Here is a 24,459-nt window from a genome sequence, read left to right on the forward strand (position 1 = left end):
TTTAATTTTGAGCAAAATTGTAAAGGAATCATACAAGAAAATTAAAACCTTAAATAATACTATTATGAAAACACTCTTAAAAATTATCGGAATCATTCTTTTACTGGTTATTGTATATGCTGTCTTTGCGATGCTGGCATTCAGTAAAGATTATCATTATGAAAAATCTGTAGTCATTAATGCTCCCAAAGAAAAAGTATGGCAGCATATGGGATCTCTGAAAGCATACAATACCTGGGATCCTTTCTCAAAAGAAATTAAAAATATTACCATTACTTATTCCGGAGAAGGTGATAAAATGGGTGATTCTTACCACTGGAAAGGAGATGACAGTGAGGGAGAGCAATCAATTACTGAAATTGTACCTAATGAAAAGATGTTGACAAAACTTCATTTCATCAAACCTTTTGAAGGTGATGCTAAAAGCAGCCTGATCTTAACACCCGACGGCAATGGAACGAAAGTAACATGGATGATTGATAATGAACTGAACACCATGATGAAAATTATGAAACCTATGATGGATAATAATATGGATAAAATGTTCGGACAAGGATTGGGAGACCTTAAGAAACTTGCAGAAAATAAATAACTAAAAGTACTGAAAAATTGCCTCTGGCATTAATTTTAAACATGATAATAAGGCTGTCTCCCATTTTGAGGCAGCCTTTATTATGATAGGGTATTGAAAATATATTTTATTATTCTAAAAATATTATCTTTATATAAAAGATATATAAAGATTCGATATATGGAGAAGATTGTATTTGAAAAAAGTGATATCAGAGACTTTGTAAAAACCACTATTGCAGAGAAAATAGAAAAGCTGAAAAATTTTATTGAATTTACTTTGGAAGCCAGTCGCGATATCAAAAAAACTCCTAAATATGATAGCATGAGGGAAGAAATGCAGGAAGAGATTTATCAGATGCAAAAACAATTAGGCGCACTGAATGATCTTAGGCGAAATATGGCAAAGGTTCTGAATACTGCTACAGACAGAGTCCAATTGGGTTCTTTGGTGATTACCAATAAGGCTCGTTTTTATATTTCAGTTTCATTGGGAGAATTCTTTTTTGAAGGAGATCGCTTTTATGCCATTTCACCTGAAAGTCCAATGGCAAAAAAAATGATGGGAATGAAAGGTGGAGAAGAATTTACATTGAATAAAATTCACCAGAAAATTGTGGAAGTATTATAGACTTGTCAATCGTGAATTTTGCTTCGCAAGTGAATTGTGAATTGAGGTTGTCTGCAAAAAATTGATAAACGCAGCGAATTAACTATTCACTATTGACTCTGATATTATTCCCAAACCAATACCACCTTTACCACTCGAAACCTCGAAACCTCGAATCCCGTATCAAAATCTTTTGCCATTCTCCTGTAAATTAACTTACATGTCGTATTTTTGTCTCTATGAATAAAGCAGAAGTTTTAAAAGAAATCATAGAGCAAAGAAGAAGTATTTTTCCAAAGGATTATACCGATGTGGAAATTTCTAAGGAAATGATTGATGAAATTTTACACTCAGCGACTTTAGCTCCTAATCATAAACGTACAAAACCATGGCGTTTTAAGATATTCAAAGGGGAAGAAAAGGCAAAGCTAGCCTCAGAAATGCAGGCGATCTATAAGGCAACTCAGCCTGAGCAACTTTTCCTGGAGAAAAAATACAATGACATAGGTTTCAAAATCAATAAGGCAGATACTGTTGTTTCCATCGTTGTTAATTTTAGCGGAATGGTTCCCGAATGGGAAGAGATCGCTGCTACTTCTATGGCAGTACAGAATATGTATCTTACCTGTACTGCCAATAATATAGGATGTTATTGGAGTTCTCCGAAAATTGTTGACTCTTTGAAAGAGTCTCTGACTATTGAAGAGAACCAGAAATGTCTGGGGCTTTTCTATATGGGAACTGTATAACATGAAGAACATTTACAGAAATTATAATGAAGAAGATTTGCATGCTGCTTATCTTCATATGACTGATCACACGGGTAAAATTAATGGTGAGTTACATGAAGCCATCAGTCAGAAATTCAATTATGATGAATTTGTAAAAGAAGCAGAATTCAGGAAAGTTTTAATTAAAGAAAAAGGAAGAATTTCGTTTGAAGTCTACAATAGAGTACAGATAGGGGAAGACATACATCTTATAATTGAAAATATTTCTTCAGAAATCATCGGAAGTAATGATTTGAATAATTTTATCCGGGATAAATTTAATCAGTTTTCAAAGGTAAAAGAGAATGATAAAATAGATAATGAAACAATTTACAAAAGCTTGTTAGGAGTTGTAATAGCGTCTGTTACCGGGTTTCTTTTTCTAAAGGCTATTATTGCATGTACGGGTTTATTTTCATTTTTTTTACTGGTTCCTGTTTATATCATAAATTATTTTGTGATTTATGGGATTACACAAAAAACAAGAGGTAATTTCATTGTATTTCTGGCTGTTTTGGTTTCTGTGATTATTTCAACAATTTTTTCTTTTATCCTGCTAGGTAAAAAATAATAAAATATATTAAATTCAAATTACCTAATTGGAAAAAAATAACTATCTTTGCACTCTTAAATATTTAACTGGGACGAGTTCCCGTAAAATTCAAACATTATGTCAGTAAAAATCAGATTACAAAGACACGGTAAAAAAGGAAAACCTTTTTTCCACATCGTGGTTGCAGATTCTAGAGCGAGAAGAGATGGTAGATTCATCGAGAAACTAGGAACTTATAACCCAATTACTAATCCGGCAACTATCGAGTTGAACGTTGATTCTGCTGTACAGTGGTTAAACAACGGTGCTCAGCCTACTGATACTGCCAGAGCTATTTTATCTTACAAAGGTGCTCTTTACAAAAAACACTTACAAGGTGGTGTAGCTAAAGGTGCTTTTGATGAAGCTGAAGCTGAAAAAAGATTCAATGCTTGGGTAGAAGCTAAAGATTCTAAAGTACAAGGTAAAGTAGAAGGTTTAGCAACTGCTAAGGCTGATGCTAAGAAAGCTGCTTTAGATGCTGAAGTAAAAGTAAACGAAGCTAGAGTTGCTGCTGCTGCACAAGCTGAGGCTGATGCTAAAGCTGCTGAAGAAGCTGCTAACGCTCCTGCTGAAGAAGTTGTTGCTGAAGCTACAGAAGGAGAAGCTCCTGCTGCTGAAACTGAAGAAAACCCTGAAGCTTAAGAACAAACCCTGTTATGCGTAAAGAAGATTGCTATTTTTTAGGTAAAATCACACGCAGACATGGACTTGCGGGCAACGTGATCCTTAAATTGGATACCGATCAACCCGAGCTTTACAATAAATTGGAATCAATATTCGTTGAAATCAACGGATTATTGGTTCCATTTTTTATTGAAAAATCATCATGGAGCAAATTAGATTCTTTGAATCTTGCTTTCAAAAACTCTTCTGAGGCGATGGTAGATCAGGTATTGGGGAAGAGTGTTTACCTTCCGCTTACTACATTGCCAAAACTTTCCGGAAAACAATTCTATTATCACGAGATTATCGGTTATGAGATTCTTGATGAAAATGGTAATGAGTGTGGAGTTATCCGATCAGTAAATGATCAGACTGCACAAAATTATTTCATTTTAGGATTTGAAGGTAGAGAGATTGTTATTCCACTTATCAAAGACTGGATCCTGGAAGTCAACAGAGAAGAAAGATTCATAAAAATGCATTTGCCTGAAGGTCTGATGGATGTATTTTTGGTGCCATCTAAAAAAGACGAATAATTCATTTCTTCGTCAACTTTTTTATTTCTCATTATATTCATTTCTATTACTTATTGGTATCAGTCTAAGGCTGGTAAAAGATATTCCTGTACTATTTTATCAACCTGATGATGAGCATAGGGTTTGTTGTATGCTGTAGCTGTGATCACCATGACAACGGGTATATCCTTGAATATGATAATTTTATTACCACCATTTCCGCTGGATTGATAGGCTTCAAAGTTTTTATTTCCCATCTTATATATTTTTCGCCAGAACAGATATCCATATCCTTCAAATTCTTTGACATCTGTAAAATGATTAGTAAAAGATTTTTGGACCCATGTTTTATCTATAATGGTTTTCCCATTCCACATTCCGTTATTTTTATAAAGCTGACCAAATTTGGCAAAATCCAGTGCTTTCAGTCGTAGCCCTCCGGCAAGAGAAGGTTTTTTCTGTGGAGTGAACTGCCATTTATAATTTTTGATTTCAAGAGGTTGAAATAGTTTTTTGTCAGCATAATTTTCTAAACCTTCTGGAACTGTTTTATCTAAAATATCACCTGTCAATACAACGCCTGCTGTGAAATAGCTCCATTTTTTTCCTATTGTATTTTCTGTCATGGGCAGGTCCAGGGTAAATTGTACCCAGTTTTCCGTAGGATACATATTTTCTTCATTTCCGGGAGAATCAGAATCTTCATCATTTCCATCAAAGCCGGAGCTCATGCTTAAAAGGCTTTTTATAGTAACACTGTCTTTTTTTGAAGAATAATTTTTGAATTGTTTTAAGTTATACAACTCCTTCAATTTTTTATTTTCATTGGTTAGGAAACCTTCCTGTATGGCAATTCCCGTTAAAGCAGAGGCAAAAGATTTTCCTACTGACCGGGTATCCTGTAAGGAATCTCTTCCTGAACCATTAAAATATTCTTCCAAAAGCAATTGTCCGTTTTTAATGATAACAATGCTGGTAATATCTTTGAATCTGTTTTCAGCAATTTTCCTATTGAGAGTTCTGATCATTCCGGAATTGATTTTTTCCTGAGAAGCCTTCCATCCGCTATTAGGTTGGATAGATTGAATGGCCACCTGTTTCTCAGGAATATTTTGCGAAGGAACAATAAGATTGATTTGCCCTTCTGCAATAACAGGCCCGGTTTTTATAATGGAAGTTTTCAGATAGGGTTTTATTTCAATTTTTAAAATGTGATTTCCGGCTGTCAATGCATCAATGCCATCATGAGCCATATAAAAACGCATCCATAAATATCTTCCCCACGAATCTTCGTTTTTACTGCTGAGAAGAGGGATGCGTAATGCTGTTTTAAATTTTTTATTTTCCGGGGTACCAGCTCCTGCATTGAGATTTTCTGTATAGATCGGCTTTGCATCAACATAGAATGAAAATTGATAATTTCCATTTTTGAGCAACTCATCCATGGTCCAGTTGGGTTCAAGTTGATGAAGGTGGTTGACTAGTGAATTATCAAAAAAAGCATGAATGCCAAGATCTCCGTTTTCCTGAAATGAGGAAGAGGTAATAATATCTGAGTCTTTTAAGCTTTCCAAAGTAATATTCCGGGTAAGGAAAACAATTTTTCCGGAATATTTCTTTTGAAGCGGATGCTCAATTTTCTCAGGATTGATTATGTTTTTAATCTGCGCCTGATAAAGATAAGATGCGGAAATAAAGATCAATAATAGGATGGCTTTCATTTTTAGAGTGTTTAAACAAAAGTAACAAACTTCTTGATGTTAAAAATAGAAAAGAATTAACATTTCTATTGTATTATTGATCTCTTGCCAATCAGGAATGCTTTCTAATTAAATAATCTTCTGAATTCTCCCGGTGACTGATTCGTTTTTTGTTTAAAAAGCTTGCTGAAAGACTGTGGATGCTCAAATCCTAATTCATAAGCAATTTCACTCACAGATAAATTGGTGGTGCTCAAACGTTCTTTGGCCGAATCAATTAATTTATTCTGAATATGCTGTTGTGTATTTTGCTGAGTGTGAAGCCGCAGCAATGTTCCTAAATAATTGGGTGAAATATTCATTTGATCAGCGATACATTTTACTGATGGAATTCCGTTTTCGATAAGGTTTCCATTTTCAAAATATTGCGAAAGTAGATCTTCAAACTTATGTAGCAATTCATGGCTTGATTTTTTTCTGGTAAAAAACTGACGCTCGTAAAAACGCTCAGAATAAATCAGTAATAGCTCAATCTGTGAAATAATCAGTTCCTGTGTAAATTTATCAGTATTTGACTGATATTCCCGTTCAATATTTTTAAAAATATCAACCAGAATTTTCTCTTCCTTATCGGAAAGGAAAAGAGCCTCTTTGACCTGATAGCTAAAAAAATCATAGGATTTTATTTTCCTGGTTAATGCAGTATTCCATAGAAAATCCGGATGAATCAGTAATAAAAAGCCTGTAGGTTCCACTTCGATATCCTGTCTTATTTCCAGACTCAAATACTGTTGTGGCGAGACAAAGCACAGCACCCCTGAATCAAAATCATACTGTTGTTGCCCATAATTGAATCTTAGATTGACATTCTTTTTCAAACCAATTGAATAAAAATTCTGAATCCATTTCAATTCTTTATCATCCACAATATAATGTACTTTGCTATAATCTATCAGGCTGATCAACGGATGCTCTGGGCCCGGAAGACTACAGAAGGTATGAAAATCTGAAATAGAATTAAAACGAACAGGCTGTTTCATAGTAGCGAAGTTAATTGTTTTTGTGAAAGTATAATGTATTGTTTCAGAAAGTCTTCGACTCCGATCAGATTAAGCTTTACAGAGTTTTAATCTCAATGTATTTGTATAAACATTAAGTACCGTGTCAATTTCATGTGGAGCGGAGTCGAAGGATTGATGGTTATCAGGACAAAATCAGATCGCTGTTGAAACAGTCAGGCTTTCCCATTTCTCAGCATCTTTCTTTAAAATATCAATCTTATTATTCAGAAACTCCAGCGTTCCTACCCCCAATAATAAATGTACAGGCGGATTTTCTTCTTTACTGATTTGGATCAGAACATCAGCTGCTTTCTCAGGATCATTGGGCTGATTTCCGTTGATTTCGTTAAGGTGGGCCTGTTCTGATTGTCTGGCAGCTTCATAAGCCTGAATAGGGTTGGCAGGAGTTCTCACGGAATCTTTATTTAAAAAGTCTGTACGAAAATAGCCCGGATAAACAACTGTAGCATGAATTCCGAAATCTTTTACTTCCTCAGCCAATGCTTCTGTAAATCCGGCAACAGCAAATTTTGTCGAGCAATAAATTCCCCACCCTGGAAAATTGGCTGAATATCCGCCAACAGAAGAAATATTGAAAATGTTTCCTGACCTTTGCTCACGAAGATAGGGCATAACGTTCCTGATGACGTTTAATGTTCCGAAAACATTTACTGCATAATTTTCTCTTGCTTCTTCATCAGTAAGTTCTTCAAGTGTTCCAATTTGTCCATACCCTGCGTTGTTGACAACTACGTCTATTCGTCCGAAATGCTCAACAGTTTTTGCAAGGGCAGATTTAATGTCGTTATTATCTGTGATATTGACGCTAAGCGGCAGAAAGTTCTCAGAAGTTTCTCCGATGGTTGAGATCAGAGATTCAACGGTGCGGCTTGTTGCTGCAACCTGAAATCCTTCGGATAGTAATTTTTTTACCAGTTCCAATCCTAAGCCTTTTGAAGCTCCTGTCACGAACCATACTTTTTTTGTTTCCATTTTTAAATATTTTTTTGTTTAAATGATGGTACAAAGATGGAAAGTTACAGAAGGGAAAATGTAGCCGAATCGGGGAATGATGTATCCAAATCGTGAATGATAATTTTTTATCAAGTATTATTTCAATGAATTTTCAGAAGGTTTCTATATGTAAGACGGGTAATTAATTACAGTAAGTTTTGCTTTAGATGTTCAATCTGGCTATACATTGTATTGAAAAAGACTTTCCTTTCCCGGTTTCCGGATTCGTTCAAGGATCTTGAGTTTTTGATCTGATGTTCAAAATAGCTCAAAGAATCTTCACAGGTTATTTTATCATTGGTCATCATATATCCAAACATACTGAAAGGAATAAAAAAGGAACATTGCTGTTCGTTTTTAAACAAAATACTGTTGTTTAAAATAACCAGATCATTCACATAAATCTGAAAATTCGTTTTTTCAAGTGTTTTATTTTCAAGTTCTTCCAGCAGTTTCTTTAGATCATTGAGAATCAGCTCTGCGTCAGTTTTTTTTAACAATCCCATTTCTGAATAAAATAAGATTTGCCGTAAAGCACTCATAATTGTTGTGTCATTCCATATTTCGGTAACGTTTTGTTTGTCATATAAATCCTTAAGCATTTCATTTTTAGCAGAGTGATAGTCGAGGTTAAACTCATGAAAAGGGCTCAGAAATTTGTCCTGATTCAATAAATTCATCCAGACATAAAACTTGAATCGTGATAAAACAGAATCTGAAATGGTATAGAAAAAGGGAATATCCTTTGCAGAATAGAATACTTTGGAATGACTGATATTTTGAAAAACATTAAGGATTTTAAGGGAGTTTTCAAAATAGTTTAAAAGATCCTCCGTAGTCTTTACCGGTTGAGTTCTTTTGACAACCAATTGGTTTTCGGTTCCCAAAAACTGATCCAGAGAGATCTGGTAATATTTCGCAAGTTCCAGCGCTTCCTCGAAACTGAACTTTGCTTTCAGGGAGGTCCTCCTGTGAGCAGCATCATAGCTGATATTGAGAATATTGGCAATCTCATCGTTCAGGGAAAGGTCACCGATTTTTCTACGGATTTCCTTTAGTAAAGCTTCCTGGTGCATAGTTTTGTGATTTTCACAAATGTAACATTTTTTTTAATTTTTTTTCACATTCGGAACCTGAGCTTCTGCTGATAATTTTGAATTGTAATTTTAAAACAACATGTTATGAAAACACAATTTTTATTCGTCATCAGCTTCTTGATGGGAAGCATGCTCAATGCTCAGGACAGTTTAAAAACTGAAAACATAAGATCAAAAATCATCACCTTTACTCCAAAAGGCACACCGGAGAATACCAACGGAATTAATCTCGGGGTAATGGATACCTATCAATCTACAAAAATCAATGGAATTAATCTGCAGGGAAACCCATTATCCTTTATTTACCTTCTGATACCTAAACCGATAGAGATTCCTTCAGATGAATCGGCAACAGTTTCTATTAATGGATTACATATTTCCACAGGAGGTCTTACTGATGCCAGGCAATTAAATGGGGTAGGAATCTCGATGTACCATATTGCTCAGATAACCAATGGGATTACCATTAATGGATTTAATAATAATTCAGGTCAACTTAATGGGGTACATGTTTCCTTTTTAAACAATTCGGCGGATACCGGAAATGGATTGTTGATCTCATTAAGTAACTCTACAGTCCGTTTCAAGGGAGCTCAATTAGGGATCTATAATAAGAGTGATATCTTAAAAGGATTACAGATAGGAGGAATTAATGTTGCTAAACAGAGCAGAGGTTTGCAGATAGGGGTGATCAATAAAACTGAGAGGATAAAAGGAATTCAGATTGGTTTCTGGAATAAAAACGGGAAAAGATCTTTACCACTTATTAATTTTTAGCACCATGAAAACTACGGCAATTTATATATTCATGCTAATTTCTCTGGGGATATCTGCACAAACTGCGGAGATGAATAACAGATCCAAAAGATCATTGATTGAGGCAGGAAGTTTTTTAAATTTTTCGCCGATGAAAGTGAAACAGATTCCCGGATTTTATATAGGATACTGGTATCGTTATCCGATTGATGAAACCAAAACCCATATGGAAATTGGAGGGAATTTTAATTACAGCACAAGTCTTTACCAATTTAATTATGGAAAAAATAACACGTTATATCCTGTACAATCAAAAGAAGTTATTGTGAATCTTGGAATCCGGATGGTAAAACAATATCCTCTTCATGATCATACAATAGAATGGGTGAGTGAACTTTCTTTTCATCATCTGTTCCTGAATGGAAGTGGGATTCCGGATGACGAGCCGACAAAAAAAGATAATGGATCAATTAATATTTCTATTGATACCGAAAGCGTTGCCTCTTTAAAACTGGGACAAGGAGTACGATTCTGGAAAAATAATATAGGACTGGGAATTCAATTTTCATATATGCCTTATCGTCTTTGGTATAAAAATACGGTGCCGAAAGGGTTTAATTCATTTTCTGTAGAAACAGGTGTGAACTTCAAATTTTAAATTAAATAATTGATAATCATTATAAAGACAGTATAATTACCAGGTTAAGCTGTCTTTTTTTGTAATTTATACCCAATAATAATATTTTTGTAAGATACCCTGAAAATATTGATGAGAATAAAATATTTGATCCCATTACTCATTCTAAGTAATGTTTTAAATGCACAAACACCGGCTGTTGAAAGAAATATCCCTGAAAATCGAACCTATCAGGAATTGGAAACCGAGTTTTATAACGGTAAATCCCTTGATGATGCAGGTAAAAAAAATATTGCCGAATCTTACCTGAAGAAAGCTAAATCTGAGAAAAATTCAACTCAAATAGGTGAGGCATATGTAATGTTACACTTTGATAAGCCCTTACCGATTGCCTTAAAGTACCTTGATAGTTTACAGAAAGTTTCTAAAAACTCCAAAGAAAATTATTATCCGGCGAGGACGTATTTACTAAGAGGGAATTTATATTTTAAATCCAATAATCTGCATGCGGCATTGGATAATTATCTGTTAGGGCTAAAATATGCACAGGAAAAAGGAAATAAAAGGCAGATTGCCATGGCACATATCGGTATTGCTAACCTGAATAATTATATCGGGAAACATGGTGAAACTGCCAAAACCTTACGGTATTATTTATATAATGCAGACTATATGAATGAAGCGGAGCGTGATAATCTCAGGCTCAACCTGGCAGATGCCTATATAGAAATTAACAAAATGGATTCTGCATATGCCTTGATACAGGAAGGCTTACAAGTTTCAAAAAGAAATAGAAATGTATTTGGCTATCATCAGAACTTAGGCCTACTTGGGTATTATCACTTGCAATCAAAAAAATATCAAAATGCGGTTGATGATCTGTTGGAGTGTGAAAAATTTTTCTTTACACCTGAAAATTCAACGAAGAGAAACGAAAACTATACTCTTTTAAATCTGGGAAAATCCTATGCAGGGCTTCAACAAAAAGAAAAAGCAATAGAATGTTTCAGGAAGATTGATTCTATGGTTTTGAAAACGGACTATATTTATCCTGAGCTCAGAGAAGTTTATACTTATCTTATCAATTATTATAAAGAAATAAAAGATAAAGATACCCAATTGTACTATGTTGAACGTTTTTTTAAGATAGATCAGATACTCAATACCCAATTCAGGTATATATCAAGAGAACTTCCGGGAAGATATGATGTCCTTACATTAAAACAGGAAAAAGCCAGTATTACCCATGAACTTGAAAAGAGAAAGAAGCTCTTCTATATTGTCCTTAGTCTCCTGTTGATTTCTCATTTATTGTTCATTAATTTTTATTTTAAGTATAAAAAAACAGAAAAGAAATACAAAAAAATTGCCCAGGATCTGATCCAGTCTGTGAATGATAGAAAATTGAAGAGAGAAGATGAAGTAAGAGATGAGATACAATCAGTCTCTTTCTCCGGACAAAATCCGGATGATAAGACGGGTAAAACAATTTCGGAAGATATAACCCAGACTATTTTACAGGAGCTTGGGGTCTTTGAAGGCAAAGAACAATTTTTAAGCAAAGGAATTACATTAGGGAGTCTTGCGAAAAAAATTAAAACCAACTCCAGGTATTTGTCTGAAATTATCAATACCTACAAGGGAAAAAATTTTGCTACCTATCTGAATGATCTTCGCATTGATTATGCCATCAACAGATTGGCCACTGACAGAAAATTCCGTTCATATAAGATCCCTTTTATTGCTGAAGAATTAGGTTATAATAATGAACAAGCCTTCACGATGGCGTTCAAAAAGCGAACGGGAACCCCACTTTCTGTCTATTTGAAAGAAATTGAAGAAATGAAAGTAAATTAATGTTAATTATTTCATTTTTAAATATTTATGTTCTATAGATTCATGTTTTTAGGTATATAAATTTATGAATCTATGGACTATTTTCTTGTGTCGTTGTTCTTCTTACTGCATCTTTGTTCCAGGTAAAAACACACAACATTTGTATTTAGATGTGCACAGTCTGAATACAAAAATAAAACTGCTGATCAGCAAAAAAACAAATCAGGTTTATCTGATAAAGAAAATTAATCGAGAAAAAAGAACATTAAAAAACAGTGAGAAAAACAAAAGTAATTCATGAAATAATTTAAAATTTGGTATGTGGTGAAATAATCATTTAAAAGCATAAAATAATTAAAAACAAAATCATTCAATCTGTGTACAGCAAAAATATGAGAATCAAAAAAGTTGGAATAGATTGAATTAATGACCAGACAAATATCACATCAAAAAAACTAATAACTATTTCGATATAAGGATAAAAACTAAACCATGAAAACTCAACATCAAAAATAGTGATATTCGTTCAGGTCAAAAGTGAATTTTATTGAAATTCAAGGTCATATCAAGGCAAAATGAATCATAAATATGATGAAAGATCTGCCATGAAGAAGATAATTTCCTGAATTGAAAATTTTAATGCTTGTTAAATGATTTTTTAAAGGCAGCGCAATCATCAAGTTGCGCTGTTTTTTTGTAACTTTGCAGACATTAATTTTTATATAAAAAATTTATCATCAACAAATGAAAAAGCAAACGATCAAAGAAATCCTAAAGGATTACAAGAAAGTATTACATCATGACATTACAGTTTACGGATGGGTAAGATCCTTCCGTGCTAATCGCTTTATTGCACTTAATGATGGTTCTACGATTAATAATTTGCAAATAGTTGTTGATTTTGAAAATTTTGATGAAGAGATCATCAAAAAAATTAATACCGCTTCTTCACTTAAGGTAATAGGTGAAGTGGTTGAAAGCCAGGGAGCCGGACAATCTGTAGAAATTATCGCTAAAAAAATTATCATTTTAGGAGATAACTTTACTGAAGAACTTCAAAGTACAATTCTTCAGCCGAAGAAACACAGTCTGGAGAAACTTCGTGAGCAGGCTCACTTAAGGTTCAGAACCAATTTGTTTGGAGCTGTTTTCAGAGTACGTCATGCAGTAAGCTTTGCTGTACACTCATTTTTCAACCAAAACCAGTTCTTTTATATCAATACACCGGTTATCACGGGGGCTGATGCAGAAGGTGCAGGAGAAATGTTTGGAGTAACCAACTTTGATCTGAACAACATACCAAGAACAGAAGAAGGTGAAATTGATTTCGCACAGGATTTCTTTGGAAAGAAAACAAACCTTACCGTTTCAGGACAGCTTGAAGGAGAAACCGCGGCGATGGGATTAGGACGAATTTATACATTTGGCCCTACTTTCCGTGCCGAAAATTCAAACACGACAAGACACCTTGCTGAATTCTGGATGATTGAGCCGGAAGTAGCATTCAACAACCTTGAAGATAACATTGACCTTGCTGAGGATTTCCTGAAGTATGTCATTCAATATGTTCTTGACAACTGTAAAGATGATCTGGAATTCCTGGACAAGCGTTTCGAGGAGGAACAGAAAACAAAACCGGAAAAAGAAAGAGCAAAAGAAGGTCTGATTGAGAAACTTCAGAATGTAGTGGCTAAACGTTTTAAGCGTGTAAGCTATACAGAAGCGATTGAGATTTTATTGAATTCAAAAGAAAACAAAAAAGGAAAATTTGCTTATCCTGTTGAAGAATGGGGAACAGATCTTCAGTCTGAGCATGAAAGATATCTTGTTGAAAAACATTTTGAAAGCCCTGTTGTGTTGTTCGATTATCCGAAAGAAATCAAAGCTTTCTACATGAAATTAAACGATGACAACAAAACAGTTGCTGCTATGGACGTTCTTTTCCCTGGGATCGGTGAGATCATCGGAGGATCGGAAAGAGAAGCAAGATTAGATGTTTTAAAACAAAAAATGGAAGATATGCATGTTGATGCCCATGAGCTTTGGTGGTACCTGGATACCCGTAAGTTTGGTTCTGTACCGCATGCAGGCTTCGGTTTAGGATTAGAAAGACTCGTTCTTTTCGTAACGGGAATGACGAATATCAGAGATGTAATTCCTTTCCCTAGAACGCCGAAAAGCGCTGAATTCTAGAATAATAAAAAAAGCCTTAATGAAAATTTAAGGCTTTTTTTATTATTTAATAGTTTATTATGATGAAGGTTGTAATGCAAAAATCATGCTAAATGCATTTTTTATCAAATAAATTTATTAAATTCGTAGAATATGTTATGTTAAAACGCAAATATAAATATGCTTAAACAACACTTACAACTCAAATTAGGACAGAAGCTGGCCCCTCAGCAGATCCAGTTGATGAAGCTTATTCAGCTTCATACTCTTGAATTTGAAGAGGAGTTGGAGAGAGAGTTAGAAGAAAACCCGGCTTTGGAAATTGCAAAAGAAGATTCTAAGGAAGATGAGTATTCTTCTCTGGAAGACGCTTATCAGGATGAGGGTACAGAAAGCATAGAAACGGACTTCGATGTTAATGAATACCTTTATGACGACGAACCTAGCTATAAAACTGCCTCCAGTAACTACTCTCCGGATGACGAAGAATTTGATAACGAGAGCCTTTTAACAGAAGGACAGTCCTTATATGATTACCTGATGGAGCAGATCCATTTGGTGAATATCAGTGAAGAAGACCTGAAGATTGCTGAATACCTTATCGGGAATTTAGATACAGACGGATATTTGAGAAGAGAAATCAAATCTATTGTTGATGATCTGGCTTTCTCTCAGGGAATTTATACAACCAGAGAAAAGGTAGAGGATATCCTTGAAAATTATGTTCAGAAACTAGACCCATCAGGTGTTGGAGCAAGAGGTTTGCAGGAATGTTTATTGTTACAGATCGAAAAGAAAGTAAGCTCAGATAAAGCTGTTTCTTTAGCTGCCAGTATTTTGAGACACCAATTTGATGCATTAACCAACAAGCATTATAATAAAATCATCCAGAAATATGATATTGAAGAAGATGACCTGAAAGATGCGTTGGATGAAATATCAAAACTATCTCCTAAAGTAGGAGGTAATTTTGACACCCAGACTATTACCATCAATCAGGAAATTATTCCGGATTTTGTAATTCAGGTGAAAGACGGGCAGGTAATTCCGATGCTTAACAGTAAAAATGCGCCTACATTAAGAGTTTCTGAAGAATATAAAGATATTTTATCTACGTATTCTCATGATAAAAAGTCTTCAGAGCATAAGCAAGCCGCATTATTCATCAAACAAAAGCTTGATGCTGCCAAATGGTATATTGATGCTATTAACCAGCGTCAGAATACATTATTGCAGACCATTACTGCGATCGTTAAGTTTCAGAAAGATTATTTCATTACAGGAGATGAAAAATCACTGAAGCCAATGATTCTAAAAGATGTTGCAGATATCACAGGATTTGATATTTCTACCATTTCCAGAGTAGTAAAAAGTAAATATGCGGATACACCAAATGGTATTGTTTATCTTAAAGACCTGTTCTCAGACAGCTTGACGAATGATGATGGAGAAGAGGTTTCTACAAAGGAGATCAAAACTCATCTGCAGGAAGTGATCAATAAAGAAAACAAGAGAAAACCTCTGACGGATGATGCATTGGTGATCATCTTGAAAGAACAAGGTTATAACATTGCCAGAAGAACGATTGCAAAATATCGTGAGCAACTTAATATTCCTGTTGCAAGATTAAGAAAAGAACTTTAATTACTGAATAGTATTCAATAATATAAAAAGGTGAACATTTATTTGTTCACCTTTGTTTTTTTATCAGAAGGGATCTTGCCAATCAGGAAATAAGAAATACGGTGTCACTTATTCTTTTGAAGAGACTGAATGTATTGACCTGTTTTCCATAATCTTTATTTTCCCAATATACTTTTCCGTCTTTATAATCATTAATCAATACAAAGATTCCTCCATTGATCTTTAAAAATGCAATGGCAGGAAAAGGAAGCTCTTCCAGATCTTCATGTTCCAGTCGTACCACTGCGGCATCAATGTTAAAATCATCTTTTAATATATTATAAAAGCTGAAAAAGTTATAGTCTTCCATAGGGATGTAATAGTCTTTTATTTTTCCCGCTTTTATATTCTGTTGTATAAACTTCTTCAACAGGAAATTAAAAGATATCAAATGGTGATCTTTTTCAATCATAGACGGTAGGAATTTTTAATAGATATAATATGCATTTTCATTGACGCGCTTCTTTATATTATTAATACTTATTTTGTAGGGAATATTTTCTTCATTTTTATAATGAAAATCGATAGTACTGATTATTTTTTTGCTTATTCCTATCCATTGATTTTCTTTGAGTTTATAGAGAGAAAATTGGTTGTAGTGCATCGTCTGATCGGCTTCATTAATGATGATCAGCTTGTTTTTGTCTTGTGGATAAAAAGTAAGATATGTTTTTCCAATTTTATAGGATTGCTCTTCCAGAAAATTAATATGTTGCTTTTGGGTGTAAGAAAGAAGCTTTGATTTCAAAAATAAGAATCTATATCTGGTATTCCGGATATTTTCCTTTATTTTCTTTTTTAATTTCTTTGAAGAATAGGAGAACTTATTAAAGTTATAATGGATGCCTTTGGGGGAAATTGAAAAACTGGTTTTAAATTCAATTGGGTCAATAAAAAAATATAGATTGTCTTTCAAATTGATAAGATGAATCAGTAAATACTGCTTTTCAGTTATGCTATTGAAAATATTACCTTCTACCCAGTGATGAACTACGTTTGAATAGGTAAACTCCTGTACTATATTTTTATGATAATATTTAATTTCCTTTTGAAGTTCCAGCTTTCTTAGAACCAGTGTAAAGCTTTCGATTTCAGTATTAATCTCGGTAATATCTGTGGTATGAACAAGATTAAATTCAAAGTTACATTCGTCAAAGCAGAAATGTCTTGTGTTTTGTAAAATATGAGCGTAGTCTTTACTCTGTCTGAAAAGATTAATGCATTGCTCATTGTTTTTCAATAAGGTAAAGAATCCGGCGGGATAGTTTTTGTGAGGCGAAATGACATCGTATTTTTTCAACATTTTCTCAGTAATAAAGTACCGTATATTGCCAAAAACAATATCAATATCACAATAGCCCCAAAAGTCATAGCCTTTCAGGTAATCCTGAAAAATGAGTCCATAGGTCGGTTTGAAATCACATAATTTGTAACCATCCAGAATATGGATTGATAAGTTCAGTTTTTCACTGGCAATTTTGCTGAATTCAGTAAGATTACTGATTTTTATAAAATGGACATTAGCAATCTGAAAAGGGGCTTCCAGATTGGTGAAAATTAAAAAATCAACATCCGGATTATATTTACAGCTGAATAAAAAATGACTGAAATAGGAAGGCCAGCTTTTCCCAAAATAACAGTTTATTAAAGCAATTCTGGTCATTCTATGTCAGTTTTTTAATATTCAATAATGAGTCATAGCTTTTATGTAAAAAATAATATAAAATAGACTCATATATGTTGGGCTTTGAGGCAAAAATCCGGTTGATAAACATATGTATATAGCTTACCACTAATGATTTAACCATTTGTTCAGACTGAAGTTGCCTGATGTCGGCAATATAGCCTGCTGTTTTTCTGGTCCTGATGTTCAGTATTTTGGTGATGTCATTATTTTCTTCACTTAGGAGATCAAGTACTTCACCTCTATGATTTCTGTATTTATCTTTTAATATGGCTTTCGAATTGTCATCTACCATATTGCCATATCCGTTGGCCAGCTGGCTCATGATATCTCTTTTATCAGTAGATCCATAGCCAAAATCATCCAGTATTCTATTGACACCTGCAATAGCGAATTTCCAGATAGATGTTTCTGTCAATTCAGCTTCTTTTAATAACCGGCAAACACATTCGCTGTCAAAATAGAAAATACTTTCCATATGATCAATTGTAGATTCACCGTATCTCTCAATTTCCCGGTTATAGGTATCCACGACGATCTTATGGATGATCATTTCCTGGGTCAGGTATTTATCAAGCAGCTGGCAGATCTGATTTGAGATCGTGTGATTGTCTGATGCAGTCAAAAATCGAAGCCTGATATGATGATCCGGGTCGGTATACCGCATGAAAAACCATTTTTTTATAATTCCTTTTTTGATAAGGGTGCCTGCAAATTTATAAATGACATTTTTAATAATCTGATCGGTAACCTTAGGGCTGCAATAGATTTTGTAAAACAACCACTCACTTCCGGGGATGAAGTTTCTGGTAACTGTATTTTTAACTGTAGACAGAGGCAGGTCTTTGTTTTTTTTGCTGCCGATATTATTCCATGGAATAAGGAATTCATTACTATGAACATTTCCATCGACATCCTTCACCACACTTTCATACTGATGAGAAAGGTTTTCAAAAACCCTTATTTTTTTCTCTTTGGAAAGATGATCCAACAAGATTTCCAGGGACAAGTCGTTATTTTTAAATACAGGAAGCTCCATATCCCTTTCTGCAAATGTAAAGACCTCAGGAATATTAATTTCTTTTAAATACTCCCTGAAAACATCCAGAGAAGCTTGTTTTCCTTTAAAAATTTTGTCGAATGATAAAAGCCATGATGTTCTTGACAATATAATATTGTTTACCATAATCCTTGGCAGATATTCATAATTGGTGAATAATCCCCAATTCCAGTTGTAAGATGGAGTGACATTCTGGTATTGAAGATCACAAAGAAAATGATAAACAGGTACTTTATGTAAATTATAATTATGGGCGGAGGAAAGACTTGGAATGACTTCTTTGTTGTACTTTTTGGAACGAAGAATAATCCTGTCATTTTTGATGGAAATCATCAGGTCATCCAGATAGATAGGTTCACTGTCTTTGTTATGAGGAGTGAGCACCGGAATTTCGTAGTTTCGTAAATGAGGCCTGAGCAGAATATTCCCAACCCGTGGTTGTGGAGTATGGGCAACTTCAGCAATAATTTGATTTTCAAAGAAACTTTCCTCCTGTATTAAAGCTTGCTTTACTGATTCTTCAAGTTGAGTATCCAAATGGCAGAATCTTCCCAGGTAAGTAGAGGATGACGGACCATCACTGAATTTGTGGAAGATAACAGGCTGCTCTTCATGATCATGATAAATTTGTACAAGTGAAGACATGGAGAACGGAACATTTTTATTTTCATCCGAAAATGGGGCAAGTTCTTCCTGAGTAATGCTAATTTTATCTTCGTTATTTTTGATGGCATCAATTAATTTTTCGCCTAAAAATTGATTCCACTTTACAGATCCCTGGATAACATTAGAAGTGCTTTCATTCTTAAACTGAATATCTCCGATCAGGTCTGAAACGTCATTGTCGGAATGTACAGGGTAATTGATACCTGATAAAGGGTCAAGTGCTAATAATAAAGGAATTTCCTGTTGATCATATCTTGTTGTAAATACATTTTTAAAATCTGTTAATGCATCAATATTATCTGAACCCCCGATCTGAAATACAGTTGAAAGTACTCTTTTAAAATCCTTAAAAATATTGGTATTGAGCGTATTGGATATTTTACCTTTTAGCAAATCCGTCTGGATGATATTTTTTTTATGATTTTTAATCCCTGCTGTATCTAAAATTTTGGAAATCTGATCAACAGCATTGCCAATTTCATTGGTTCTATTGGCTTTATCTACAATTTCAAATAGAGTCAGTAAGTTATGAATCAACTCCACATCATTCTTATTTTCTCTGTCAACAGAAACTTGTAGTTTTTTTAGAAACTGGTATATAGACTCCTGAAAATTTTTGTCAGTAACTTTTGGGGAAAGCTCACTGATAAGAATTTTTGAATCAATCAATTCATTGATATAGTCGAAGCTGTCTTCGTAAGAAATATCTTGTTTTACTAATATTTCTATGATGGATGATAAGGTCAATCCATTGGTACAGGCTTTTACAATTGAATTAAGATACTTGTTTTTTTCTGTAGAAATAACTTCATAGTTCAGTCTTGAATCTTTGGTGGACGATTCTATATACCGGTATTTATTTTTTGTACTATACAGGGTATTGTTGGTGTAAAATGTACAGATCTGCCGTACGAATATTTTTTGTTCCAATTGTTCAATAATATCATGCATTACCTGCATATCCAAACGGACAGATACTTTATCCTGCTCTTTATCCAGGGTAACAAGCGTCTTGTTATCCCATTGTCCCATACTTATTCCTGCATTGGTACCAAAGGGTATCGTTCTAAAATGTATTCTAAGCCAATATTTCAGCAAAGATTTTTTTATTTTATCTGTTTTTTCTTTGGAAAGCTTTTTCTCATTCCAATTAATAAGTTGTTCGTGTAAATCTGGCGAAGACAGGTAGATAGCTTTACGGAAACTTTCAGTATTGATATCTTTTTCCCATCCATCAATATTGGTTTGTGGAAAAAGAGGAGTTCTCAGTAAATAAAAGTTTAGCTTTTCTATATCGTTGTATCTCATTCTATATTCATTAAGTAAATTTTATCCCAGTCCTTAGCTTTATGAGGGTACTGATAATCCAGTAATACCATACCCACTCCTGAAATACCTTCCAAAAGGCCGGTATGTTCCTTCCAGACATCATTTTTCAGATCATACGGGAATTTCGTTCCTTTATCCAGTTCTTTAAGGGTAATGGCCATCCAGTAATCACGGGCTTCCTTCAGCTCTTCATGTTCAAAGATCCTGTGAAATTTATTGAAAATGTGTGAAATCCCTGATGAACCGTGGCAGAATCCGGTATCAATGCAATCATTTTTAGTACTGTAGAAAATACCGGAATTATCAATCCTTACCCTGGCGGAATTTAATATAATGGCAAGACTTATGGCTTTCAGTTCTTCATCTTTCAAAACAGTATAAGCTTTCCAGATGCAAACCGCAATACCGAGATCACCATAGCACCATGCCAGTCTGTTTGAAGGAAGTTTTTTGCCGGTGATTACATTTATTTTGGATGGAAAAATGTGCTGTGCATCTTTATTTTCATTATACAGTTCAATGAGAAAATTGACACCACCTCTGATCAGTTTTTCACATATTTCTTTTTCACAATCATGGTGGTAGCATTCTGATAAAAAAGAGATAATAGAAGGGAGACCATGGGCAAGACCAAGATCACAGGTATTTTCTTCCTTTGTTATATTGTCAATCCAGAAAAAGGATGTGTTGTGTTCATGTTTCATATGGTCCAGATATGACACTATTTTTGCAACAGTGTCAAACTTTCTGATTTCCAGAAAATAGAGACCAAGACCGATAAGGCCGGTAAATAAGTCGTATTCTTTTTTATCTGCATAAATATTAATCAGCTCTAAAAAGAAATCGATGGAGTCTTCTTCTATACTTTCAATATCTTCGTCTGTAATGATATCGGAATTGTACAGAAGTCGCATAAAATAAAGTACAGCTAAGCTTCCGGTGGCAAACGAGTATTGAATATCTTCAGAGGCTAAGTCTATCAGATCCTCAATTCTTTCAATTTCAACATCATTATTGTAGAATAACGAATAATAGCTGCTTCCTATATTTAATGAAATATTATCAGCTTTTTCATCGTTGCATTTTTTTGAAATCTCCTGTAAAAAAAAATCAATTTTATCTTTATACATATTGGCTTAATATTTCAAGGGCGGTTAATGAATCTTTATGAGATTTAGATACATTGCTGAATATAAATTCATTGTATCCGTATAGTTCTTTAAATTCAAGTAATTTTTCATGGAAAAAGCTTCCGTCACCAATAATACTTACAGCCCCTATCTCATTATTGGTACTGCTCATTGCTACTTTTAAAGCTTTTTGCTTTGTGTTGTGACAGCATCCTGAAAAAGTTAATACCATAGCCGGATCTTTTCCATGTTTTGTTTTGTATTCTTTTTTGAAATTTTGTAATTCCTCTTTTAAATACTCTTTATTGGATTCTCCATGAAATATAGATCTTGCAAAATTAAGATCATGCTGCAAAGCTACTTCCAAACCAGAATGGGAGGAACCCATATACCATATATCCGGAATATTTCCTTTAAACGGAGGAATGATTACATCTTCTTTCAAAAGTTCATCTTCTTCTCTCAGAAATCTCAATGTTGCTTCAAGCTTAGGAATAAATGAGGAAAAATAATTGTCTTTATCAACACCCATATTAAAGCGCTGAAGATCATATTCTCCAACTAATCCTTTTACAAATCCAAGATCCAGTCTTTTAGGATATAAACTTGATAAAAGTTTATAATTATGAGCAACCCTGAACGGGCTTTGTAATGGCATAATAACACCTGCAATTCCAATCTTTATTTTGTCTGTTAATCCCAGTAATATGGGAAGCAGCATTTCCGGTGTAGACCAGGCCACATCATTTGCTTTGGAAAAATAATTTTCAGTAACCCAAAACCTTGAAAAACCAAGCTCATCTGCAGTTGTTGCATACTCTATGATGTCATACAGTGTTTTTTTTGGGTTGTTGAGAGAATTATTTCTGGAACCAAATTCAAGGAGGCCTATTTTTAATTTATTTGCCATAGATCATTATTAAAAAGTAGCTACTCCGAAACGGAGTAGCTTTAATACTTTGCGAAATGTTTTATTATTAAGCTTCAACACAAACACAAAGGTTGGTAGATCTACTACTACCTGCTGTGCATGTCCATCCTGTACAGTTGAATACAGATGTTACTAATTCTTTACCTGCTTTTACAGATTTCATTTCGTCAGAGTTTAATTGAGATAACTTCTCTTTTTTAAGAGTTAACTTTTTTGTAAGCTTTTTGCTCATGGTTAAAAAATTTAAAAATTTACCTACTCGTTAGCTTTTCGGTTTCCGCTTTTATATGTATTGTTATTAATACCTTATTTTTTACTGCTTTAAAAAATCAATTACCGTCTTGTTAATACTGTCCGGTTGTTCAAAAGGAACATAGTGAGTAGCATCAGGAACAATCACTAATTTTGAATCAGGAATACTATTATTGATCAATCTTGTATGTTCTTCTTTGATAACATCGTGACTTCCCGCAATGATTAAAACCGGAGTTTTAATATTATTTAACTGCTCTGTACTGATTTGGGGTTGTTCAATCATCAGCTGTAGCAATCTTTTGTTGTAAATTTCTTTATCATTCATCTGTCTCCTGAAGGTTTCCATCATACCGGGATCAATACCTTCCGGGGTTATATTGGCCCCGATAACGATAAGATGATTTACCATATCCGGATGTTTAATAGTAAATGTAAGCCCCGTATTTCCGCCATCACTCCATCCTAAAATATTGACTTTTTTTAACTTAAGTTCTTGTATGATAGCCAGCAGATCATCAGAAAATGTTTCATAAGTATAATTTTCTGTTGACAAGTCTGTACTTTTCCCTTGTCCTCTTGTATCTAAGGCTATTACTTTGAAATGCCTTGCTAAATCTGGGATCTGTTTATAGAAATCTGAGATGCTTCCATTATTTCCATGAAGAAGAAAAAGAGGATCGCCACTTCCATATTCTTCATAATATATTTTGGCATTTTTCAGATCAATAAATCTTCCGTTTTTATTCTGACCATAAATCGTCTTCTTGGCTTTTTCTTTATTTTTATAATAATTGATAAGTTCCTCGTTTTCAGTATTGGTGTCATTCTTATCCATCTTTTCAATTCCTTTTTCGTTCTTATCCTTACTATAGTTTATATCAATATTTGAGATAAAACTTCCTTTACTCACTTCCCATGATCCCTGGCTTTGGTAGCGGTATAGCAGGTCATTTGATAATGTTTTTCTTGCAGAAATCCCAAACACAAACTCTCCGTTATCCTGAGAAATATGGTTGACAAGCTGCAGAGTTATCCCCAATTTGTCTATGCCCGTATAAATCAGATTGTATTTGCGAAGGTCAATACTTTGCCAACCTGTTGTACTGGTTGTAAAAACTATATTTTCATTGAGGGCAGACTGATAGGGAAGATCATTCTTGACGGTGTATATATTTAGTTTTAAAGTAATCTCTTTAAACTTTGAACTTGGAATAATGTAAAAATTATAGCTGTTAAGCTTTGTCCAATTATATATCGTAAAGATTTGTCCCTGCTCAATAGTCGGAATGTTTTGATCAAACATTTTAGAAAATGTAAGCATAGGTCTTCTTTCGGTACCTATTACTTCATTTTTAGTTTTTTTTCCGGTTAAGTTGATTTCCTGAATTGCATAGGTTTTTTTGTTTAATTTGATATTCGGATTTCTGGTTATTTCATTAATTGTTAGTTTTTTACTGTCATAGCCATTGGATTCAAAAATGATAGCACCATTTTTATTGGTATTGTCAGGAACTTCCAAAGAATACATACCATTAACATCAGTAATCGTACTTGCTTTTTCATTTCCTAAGCTTATTGAACAGTAAGAAACCGGTTCTTCATTTTCATTGGTAACTGCCCCTGATATTTTTTGTGAATACATACTTAGACCAAGTAATACAGCACAAAGGGCCAATGCAATCTTCATTATTAGTTTTTTATTATGGGCTAAATATAGGATTTTAT

General features: G+C 33.9%; 22 protein-coding genes. 11 read left to right on the top strand and 11 right to left on the bottom strand.

Going from position 1 to position 24,459, the window contains the following annotated elements; all coding sequences use genetic code 11:
• Nucleotides 1-64: 64 nt before the first annotated feature.
• The 6 genes from C1631_RS10115 to rimM all read left to right on the top strand — a co-directional run bounded on the left by C1631_RS10115 (nucleotide 65) and on the right by rimM (nucleotide 3,744).
• Entirely contained in the window at nucleotides 65-592 is a 528-nt protein-coding gene (locus C1631_RS10115) for an SRPBCC family protein (protein ID WP_103246622.1), read from the top strand.
• Between the two features lie 159 nt (nucleotides 593-751).
• Nucleotides 752-1,201 carry a hypothetical protein gene (locus C1631_RS10120; RefSeq protein ID WP_103246613.1) on the top strand — a complete coding sequence of 150 codons (450 nt, stop codon included), beginning with the start codon at nucleotides 752-754 and terminating at the stop codon, nucleotides 1,199-1,201.
• A 218-nt stretch (nucleotides 1,202-1,419) separates the two neighbouring features.
• A complete protein-coding gene (locus C1631_RS10125) occupies nucleotides 1,420-1,929 on the top strand; it encodes a nitroreductase family protein (RefSeq protein ID WP_103246614.1) in 510 nt (169 codons plus the stop codon).
• A gap of 1 nt (nucleotide 1,930) precedes the next feature.
• Nucleotides 1,931-2,521: a hypothetical protein gene (locus C1631_RS10130; protein WP_103246615.1), complete on the top strand. Its 591-nt coding sequence runs from the start codon at nucleotides 1,931-1,933 to the stop codon at nucleotides 2,519-2,521.
• 99 nt (nucleotides 2,522-2,620) lie between these two features.
• The gene (locus C1631_RS10135) at nucleotides 2,621-3,187 is read left to right on the top strand and encodes a 30S ribosomal protein S16 (protein ID WP_109711964.1); all 567 of its coding nucleotides are present in this window, start codon (nucleotides 2,621-2,623) and stop codon (nucleotides 3,185-3,187) included.
• 14 nt (nucleotides 3,188-3,201) lie between these two features.
• Nucleotides 3,202-3,744 carry a ribosome maturation factor RimM gene (rimM, locus tag C1631_RS10140; protein ID WP_103247760.1) on the top strand — a complete coding sequence of 181 codons (543 nt, stop codon included), beginning with the start codon at nucleotides 3,202-3,204 and terminating at the stop codon, nucleotides 3,742-3,744.
• Between the two features lie 59 nt (nucleotides 3,745-3,803).
• Here the strand turns inward: rimM and C1631_RS10145 are convergent, their stop codons facing one another.
• From C1631_RS10145 to C1631_RS10160, 4 genes are all read right to left on the bottom strand, one after another.
• Entirely contained in the window at nucleotides 3,804-5,444 is a 1,641-nt protein-coding gene (locus C1631_RS10145; RefSeq protein ID WP_109711965.1) for a serine hydrolase domain-containing protein, read from the bottom strand.
• 104 nt (nucleotides 5,445-5,548) lie between these two features.
• A complete protein-coding gene (locus C1631_RS10150) occupies nucleotides 5,549-6,463 on the bottom strand; it encodes a helix-turn-helix domain-containing protein (RefSeq protein WP_103247758.1) in 915 nt (304 codons plus the stop codon).
• Between the two features lie 174 nt (nucleotides 6,464-6,637).
• A complete protein-coding gene (locus C1631_RS10155) occupies nucleotides 6,638-7,477 on the bottom strand; it encodes an SDR family NAD(P)-dependent oxidoreductase (RefSeq protein ID WP_103247757.1) in 840 nt (279 codons plus the stop codon).
• Between the two features lie 167 nt (nucleotides 7,478-7,644).
• Nucleotides 7,645-8,574: a helix-turn-helix domain-containing protein gene (locus tag C1631_RS10160; RefSeq protein ID WP_109711967.1), complete on the bottom strand. Its 930-nt coding sequence runs from the start codon at nucleotides 8,572-8,574 to the stop codon at nucleotides 7,645-7,647.
• 105 nt (nucleotides 8,575-8,679) lie between these two features.
• Between C1631_RS10160 and C1631_RS10165 the strand changes: the two genes are divergently transcribed.
• The 5 genes from C1631_RS10165 (at nucleotide 8,680) to rpoN (ending at nucleotide 15,640) form a co-directional block, all read left to right on the top strand.
• Nucleotides 8,680-9,372, top strand: coding sequence for an LA_2272 family surface repeat-containing protein (locus C1631_RS10165; protein WP_123966642.1), 693 nt, complete (start codon nucleotides 8,680-8,682; stop codon nucleotides 9,370-9,372).
• 4 nt (nucleotides 9,373-9,376) lie between these two features.
• Nucleotides 9,377-10,009, top strand: a complete 633-nt coding sequence (locus tag C1631_RS10170; RefSeq protein ID WP_103248452.1) for a hypothetical protein — start codon at nucleotides 9,377-9,379, stop codon at nucleotides 10,007-10,009.
• A gap of 111 nt (nucleotides 10,010-10,120) precedes the next feature.
• The gene (locus C1631_RS10175; RefSeq protein ID WP_109711969.1) at nucleotides 10,121-11,845 is read left to right on the top strand and encodes a helix-turn-helix domain-containing protein; all 1,725 of its coding nucleotides are present in this window, start codon (nucleotides 10,121-10,123) and stop codon (nucleotides 11,843-11,845) included.
• A 723-nt stretch (nucleotides 11,846-12,568) separates the two neighbouring features.
• Nucleotides 12,569-14,017 carry an asparagine--tRNA ligase gene (gene asnS, locus C1631_RS10180; protein ID WP_109711971.1) on the top strand — a complete coding sequence of 483 codons (1,449 nt, stop codon included), beginning with the start codon at nucleotides 12,569-12,571 and terminating at the stop codon, nucleotides 14,015-14,017.
• 159 nt (nucleotides 14,018-14,176) lie between these two features.
• Nucleotides 14,177-15,640 carry an RNA polymerase factor sigma-54 gene (rpoN, locus tag C1631_RS10185; RefSeq protein ID WP_103247295.1) on the top strand — a complete coding sequence of 488 codons (1,464 nt, stop codon included), beginning with the start codon at nucleotides 14,177-14,179 and terminating at the stop codon, nucleotides 15,638-15,640.
• A gap of 82 nt (nucleotides 15,641-15,722) precedes the next feature.
• Here the strand turns inward: rpoN and C1631_RS10190 are convergent, their stop codons facing one another.
• The 7 genes from C1631_RS10190 to C1631_RS10220 form a co-directional block, all read right to left on the bottom strand.
• Complete coding sequence (locus C1631_RS10190) at nucleotides 15,723-16,091, bottom strand: cysteine peptidase family C39 domain-containing protein (RefSeq protein WP_109711973.1); 369 nt, start codon at nucleotides 16,089-16,091, stop codon at nucleotides 15,723-15,725.
• Between the two features lie 15 nt (nucleotides 16,092-16,106).
• Nucleotides 16,107-17,342, bottom strand: a complete 1,236-nt coding sequence (locus C1631_RS10195) for a DUF6625 family protein (RefSeq protein WP_103247297.1) — start codon at nucleotides 17,340-17,342, stop codon at nucleotides 16,107-16,109.
• A gap of 1 nt (nucleotide 17,343) precedes the next feature.
• Complete coding sequence (locus tag C1631_RS10200) at nucleotides 17,344-20,397, bottom strand: lantibiotic dehydratase (protein WP_109711975.1); 3,054 nt, start codon at nucleotides 20,395-20,397, stop codon at nucleotides 17,344-17,346.
• Nucleotides 20,394-21,548, bottom strand: a complete 1,155-nt coding sequence (locus C1631_RS10205; RefSeq protein ID WP_103247299.1) for a lanthionine synthetase LanC family protein — start codon at nucleotides 21,546-21,548, stop codon at nucleotides 20,394-20,396. The genes C1631_RS10200 and C1631_RS10205 overlap by 4 nt, the downstream gene beginning before the upstream one ends.
• Entirely contained in the window at nucleotides 21,541-22,458 is a 918-nt protein-coding gene (locus C1631_RS10210) for an LLM class flavin-dependent oxidoreductase (RefSeq protein WP_103247300.1), read from the bottom strand. Before C1631_RS10210 ends, C1631_RS10205 begins: the two co-directional genes overlap by 8 nt.
• A 67-nt stretch (nucleotides 22,459-22,525) precedes the next feature.
• A complete protein-coding gene (locus C1631_RS24010) occupies nucleotides 22,526-22,711 on the bottom strand; it encodes a class I lanthipeptide (protein ID WP_103247301.1) in 186 nt (61 codons plus the stop codon).
• 81 nt (nucleotides 22,712-22,792) lie between these two features.
• The gene (locus C1631_RS10220) at nucleotides 22,793-24,421 is read right to left on the bottom strand and encodes an alpha/beta fold hydrolase (protein ID WP_109711977.1); all 1,629 of its coding nucleotides are present in this window, start codon (nucleotides 24,419-24,421) and stop codon (nucleotides 22,793-22,795) included.
• Nucleotides 24,422-24,459 lie beyond the last annotated feature (38 nt).

This window comes from Chryseobacterium phosphatilyticum (assembly GCF_002899825.2).
Lineage (GTDB): Bacteria > Bacteroidota > Bacteroidia > Flavobacteriales > Weeksellaceae > Chryseobacterium > Chryseobacterium phosphatilyticum.

Bases quoted from the DNA above. Each gene is read 5' to 3' on its own strand.
- C1631_RS10115 (WP_103246622.1), top strand. From the start codon at position 65: ATGAAAACACTCTTAAAAATTATCGGAATCATTCTTTTACTGGTTATT.
- C1631_RS10120 (WP_103246613.1), top strand. From the start codon at position 752: ATGGAGAAGATTGTATTTGAAAAAAGTGATATCAGAGACTTTGTAAAA.
- C1631_RS10125 (WP_103246614.1), top strand. From the start codon at position 1,420: ATGAATAAAGCAGAAGTTTTAAAAGAAATCATAGAGCAAAGAAGAAGT.
- C1631_RS10130 (WP_103246615.1), top strand. From the start codon at position 1,931: ATGAAGAACATTTACAGAAATTATAATGAAGAAGATTTGCATGCTGCT.
- C1631_RS10135 (WP_109711964.1), top strand. From the start codon at position 2,621: ATGTCAGTAAAAATCAGATTACAAAGACACGGTAAAAAAGGAAAACCT.
- rimM (WP_103247760.1), top strand. From the start codon at position 3,202: ATGCGTAAAGAAGATTGCTATTTTTTAGGTAAAATCACACGCAGACAT.
- C1631_RS10145 (WP_109711965.1), bottom strand. From the start codon at position 5,444: ATGAAAGCCATCCTATTATTGATCTTTATTTCCGCATCTTATCTTTAT.
- C1631_RS10150 (WP_103247758.1), bottom strand. From the start codon at position 6,463: ATGAAACAGCCTGTTCGTTTTAATTCTATTTCAGATTTTCATACCTTC.
- C1631_RS10155 (WP_103247757.1), bottom strand. From the start codon at position 7,477: ATGGAAACAAAAAAAGTATGGTTCGTGACAGGAGCTTCAAAAGGCTTA.
- C1631_RS10160 (WP_109711967.1), bottom strand. From the start codon at position 8,574: ATGCACCAGGAAGCTTTACTAAAGGAAATCCGTAGAAAAATCGGTGAC.
- C1631_RS10165 (WP_123966642.1), top strand. From the start codon at position 8,680: ATGAAAACACAATTTTTATTCGTCATCAGCTTCTTGATGGGAAGCATG.
- C1631_RS10170 (WP_103248452.1), top strand. From the start codon at position 9,377: ATGAAAACTACGGCAATTTATATATTCATGCTAATTTCTCTGGGGATA.
- C1631_RS10175 (WP_109711969.1), top strand. From the start codon at position 10,121: ATGAGAATAAAATATTTGATCCCATTACTCATTCTAAGTAATGTTTTA.
- asnS (WP_109711971.1), top strand. From the start codon at position 12,569: ATGAAAAAGCAAACGATCAAAGAAATCCTAAAGGATTACAAGAAAGTA.
- rpoN (WP_103247295.1), top strand. From the start codon at position 14,177: ATGCTTAAACAACACTTACAACTCAAATTAGGACAGAAGCTGGCCCCT.
- C1631_RS10190 (WP_109711973.1), bottom strand. From the start codon at position 16,091: ATGATTGAAAAAGATCACCATTTGATATCTTTTAATTTCCTGTTGAAG.
- C1631_RS10195 (WP_103247297.1), bottom strand. From the start codon at position 17,342: ATGACCAGAATTGCTTTAATAAACTGTTATTTTGGGAAAAGCTGGCCT.
- C1631_RS10200 (WP_109711975.1), bottom strand. From the start codon at position 20,397: ATGAGATACAACGATATAGAAAAGCTAAACTTTTATTTACTGAGAACT.
- C1631_RS10205 (WP_103247299.1), bottom strand. From the start codon at position 21,548: ATGTATAAAGATAAAATTGATTTTTTTTTACAGGAGATTTCAAAAAAA.
- C1631_RS10210 (WP_103247300.1), bottom strand. From the start codon at position 22,458: ATGGCAAATAAATTAAAAATAGGCCTCCTTGAATTTGGTTCCAGAAAT.
- C1631_RS24010 (WP_103247301.1), bottom strand. From the start codon at position 22,711: ATGAGCAAAAAGCTTACAAAAAAGTTAACTCTTAAAAAAGAGAAGTTA.
- C1631_RS10220 (WP_109711977.1), bottom strand. From the start codon at position 24,421: ATGAAGATTGCATTGGCCCTTTGTGCTGTATTACTTGGTCTAAGTATG.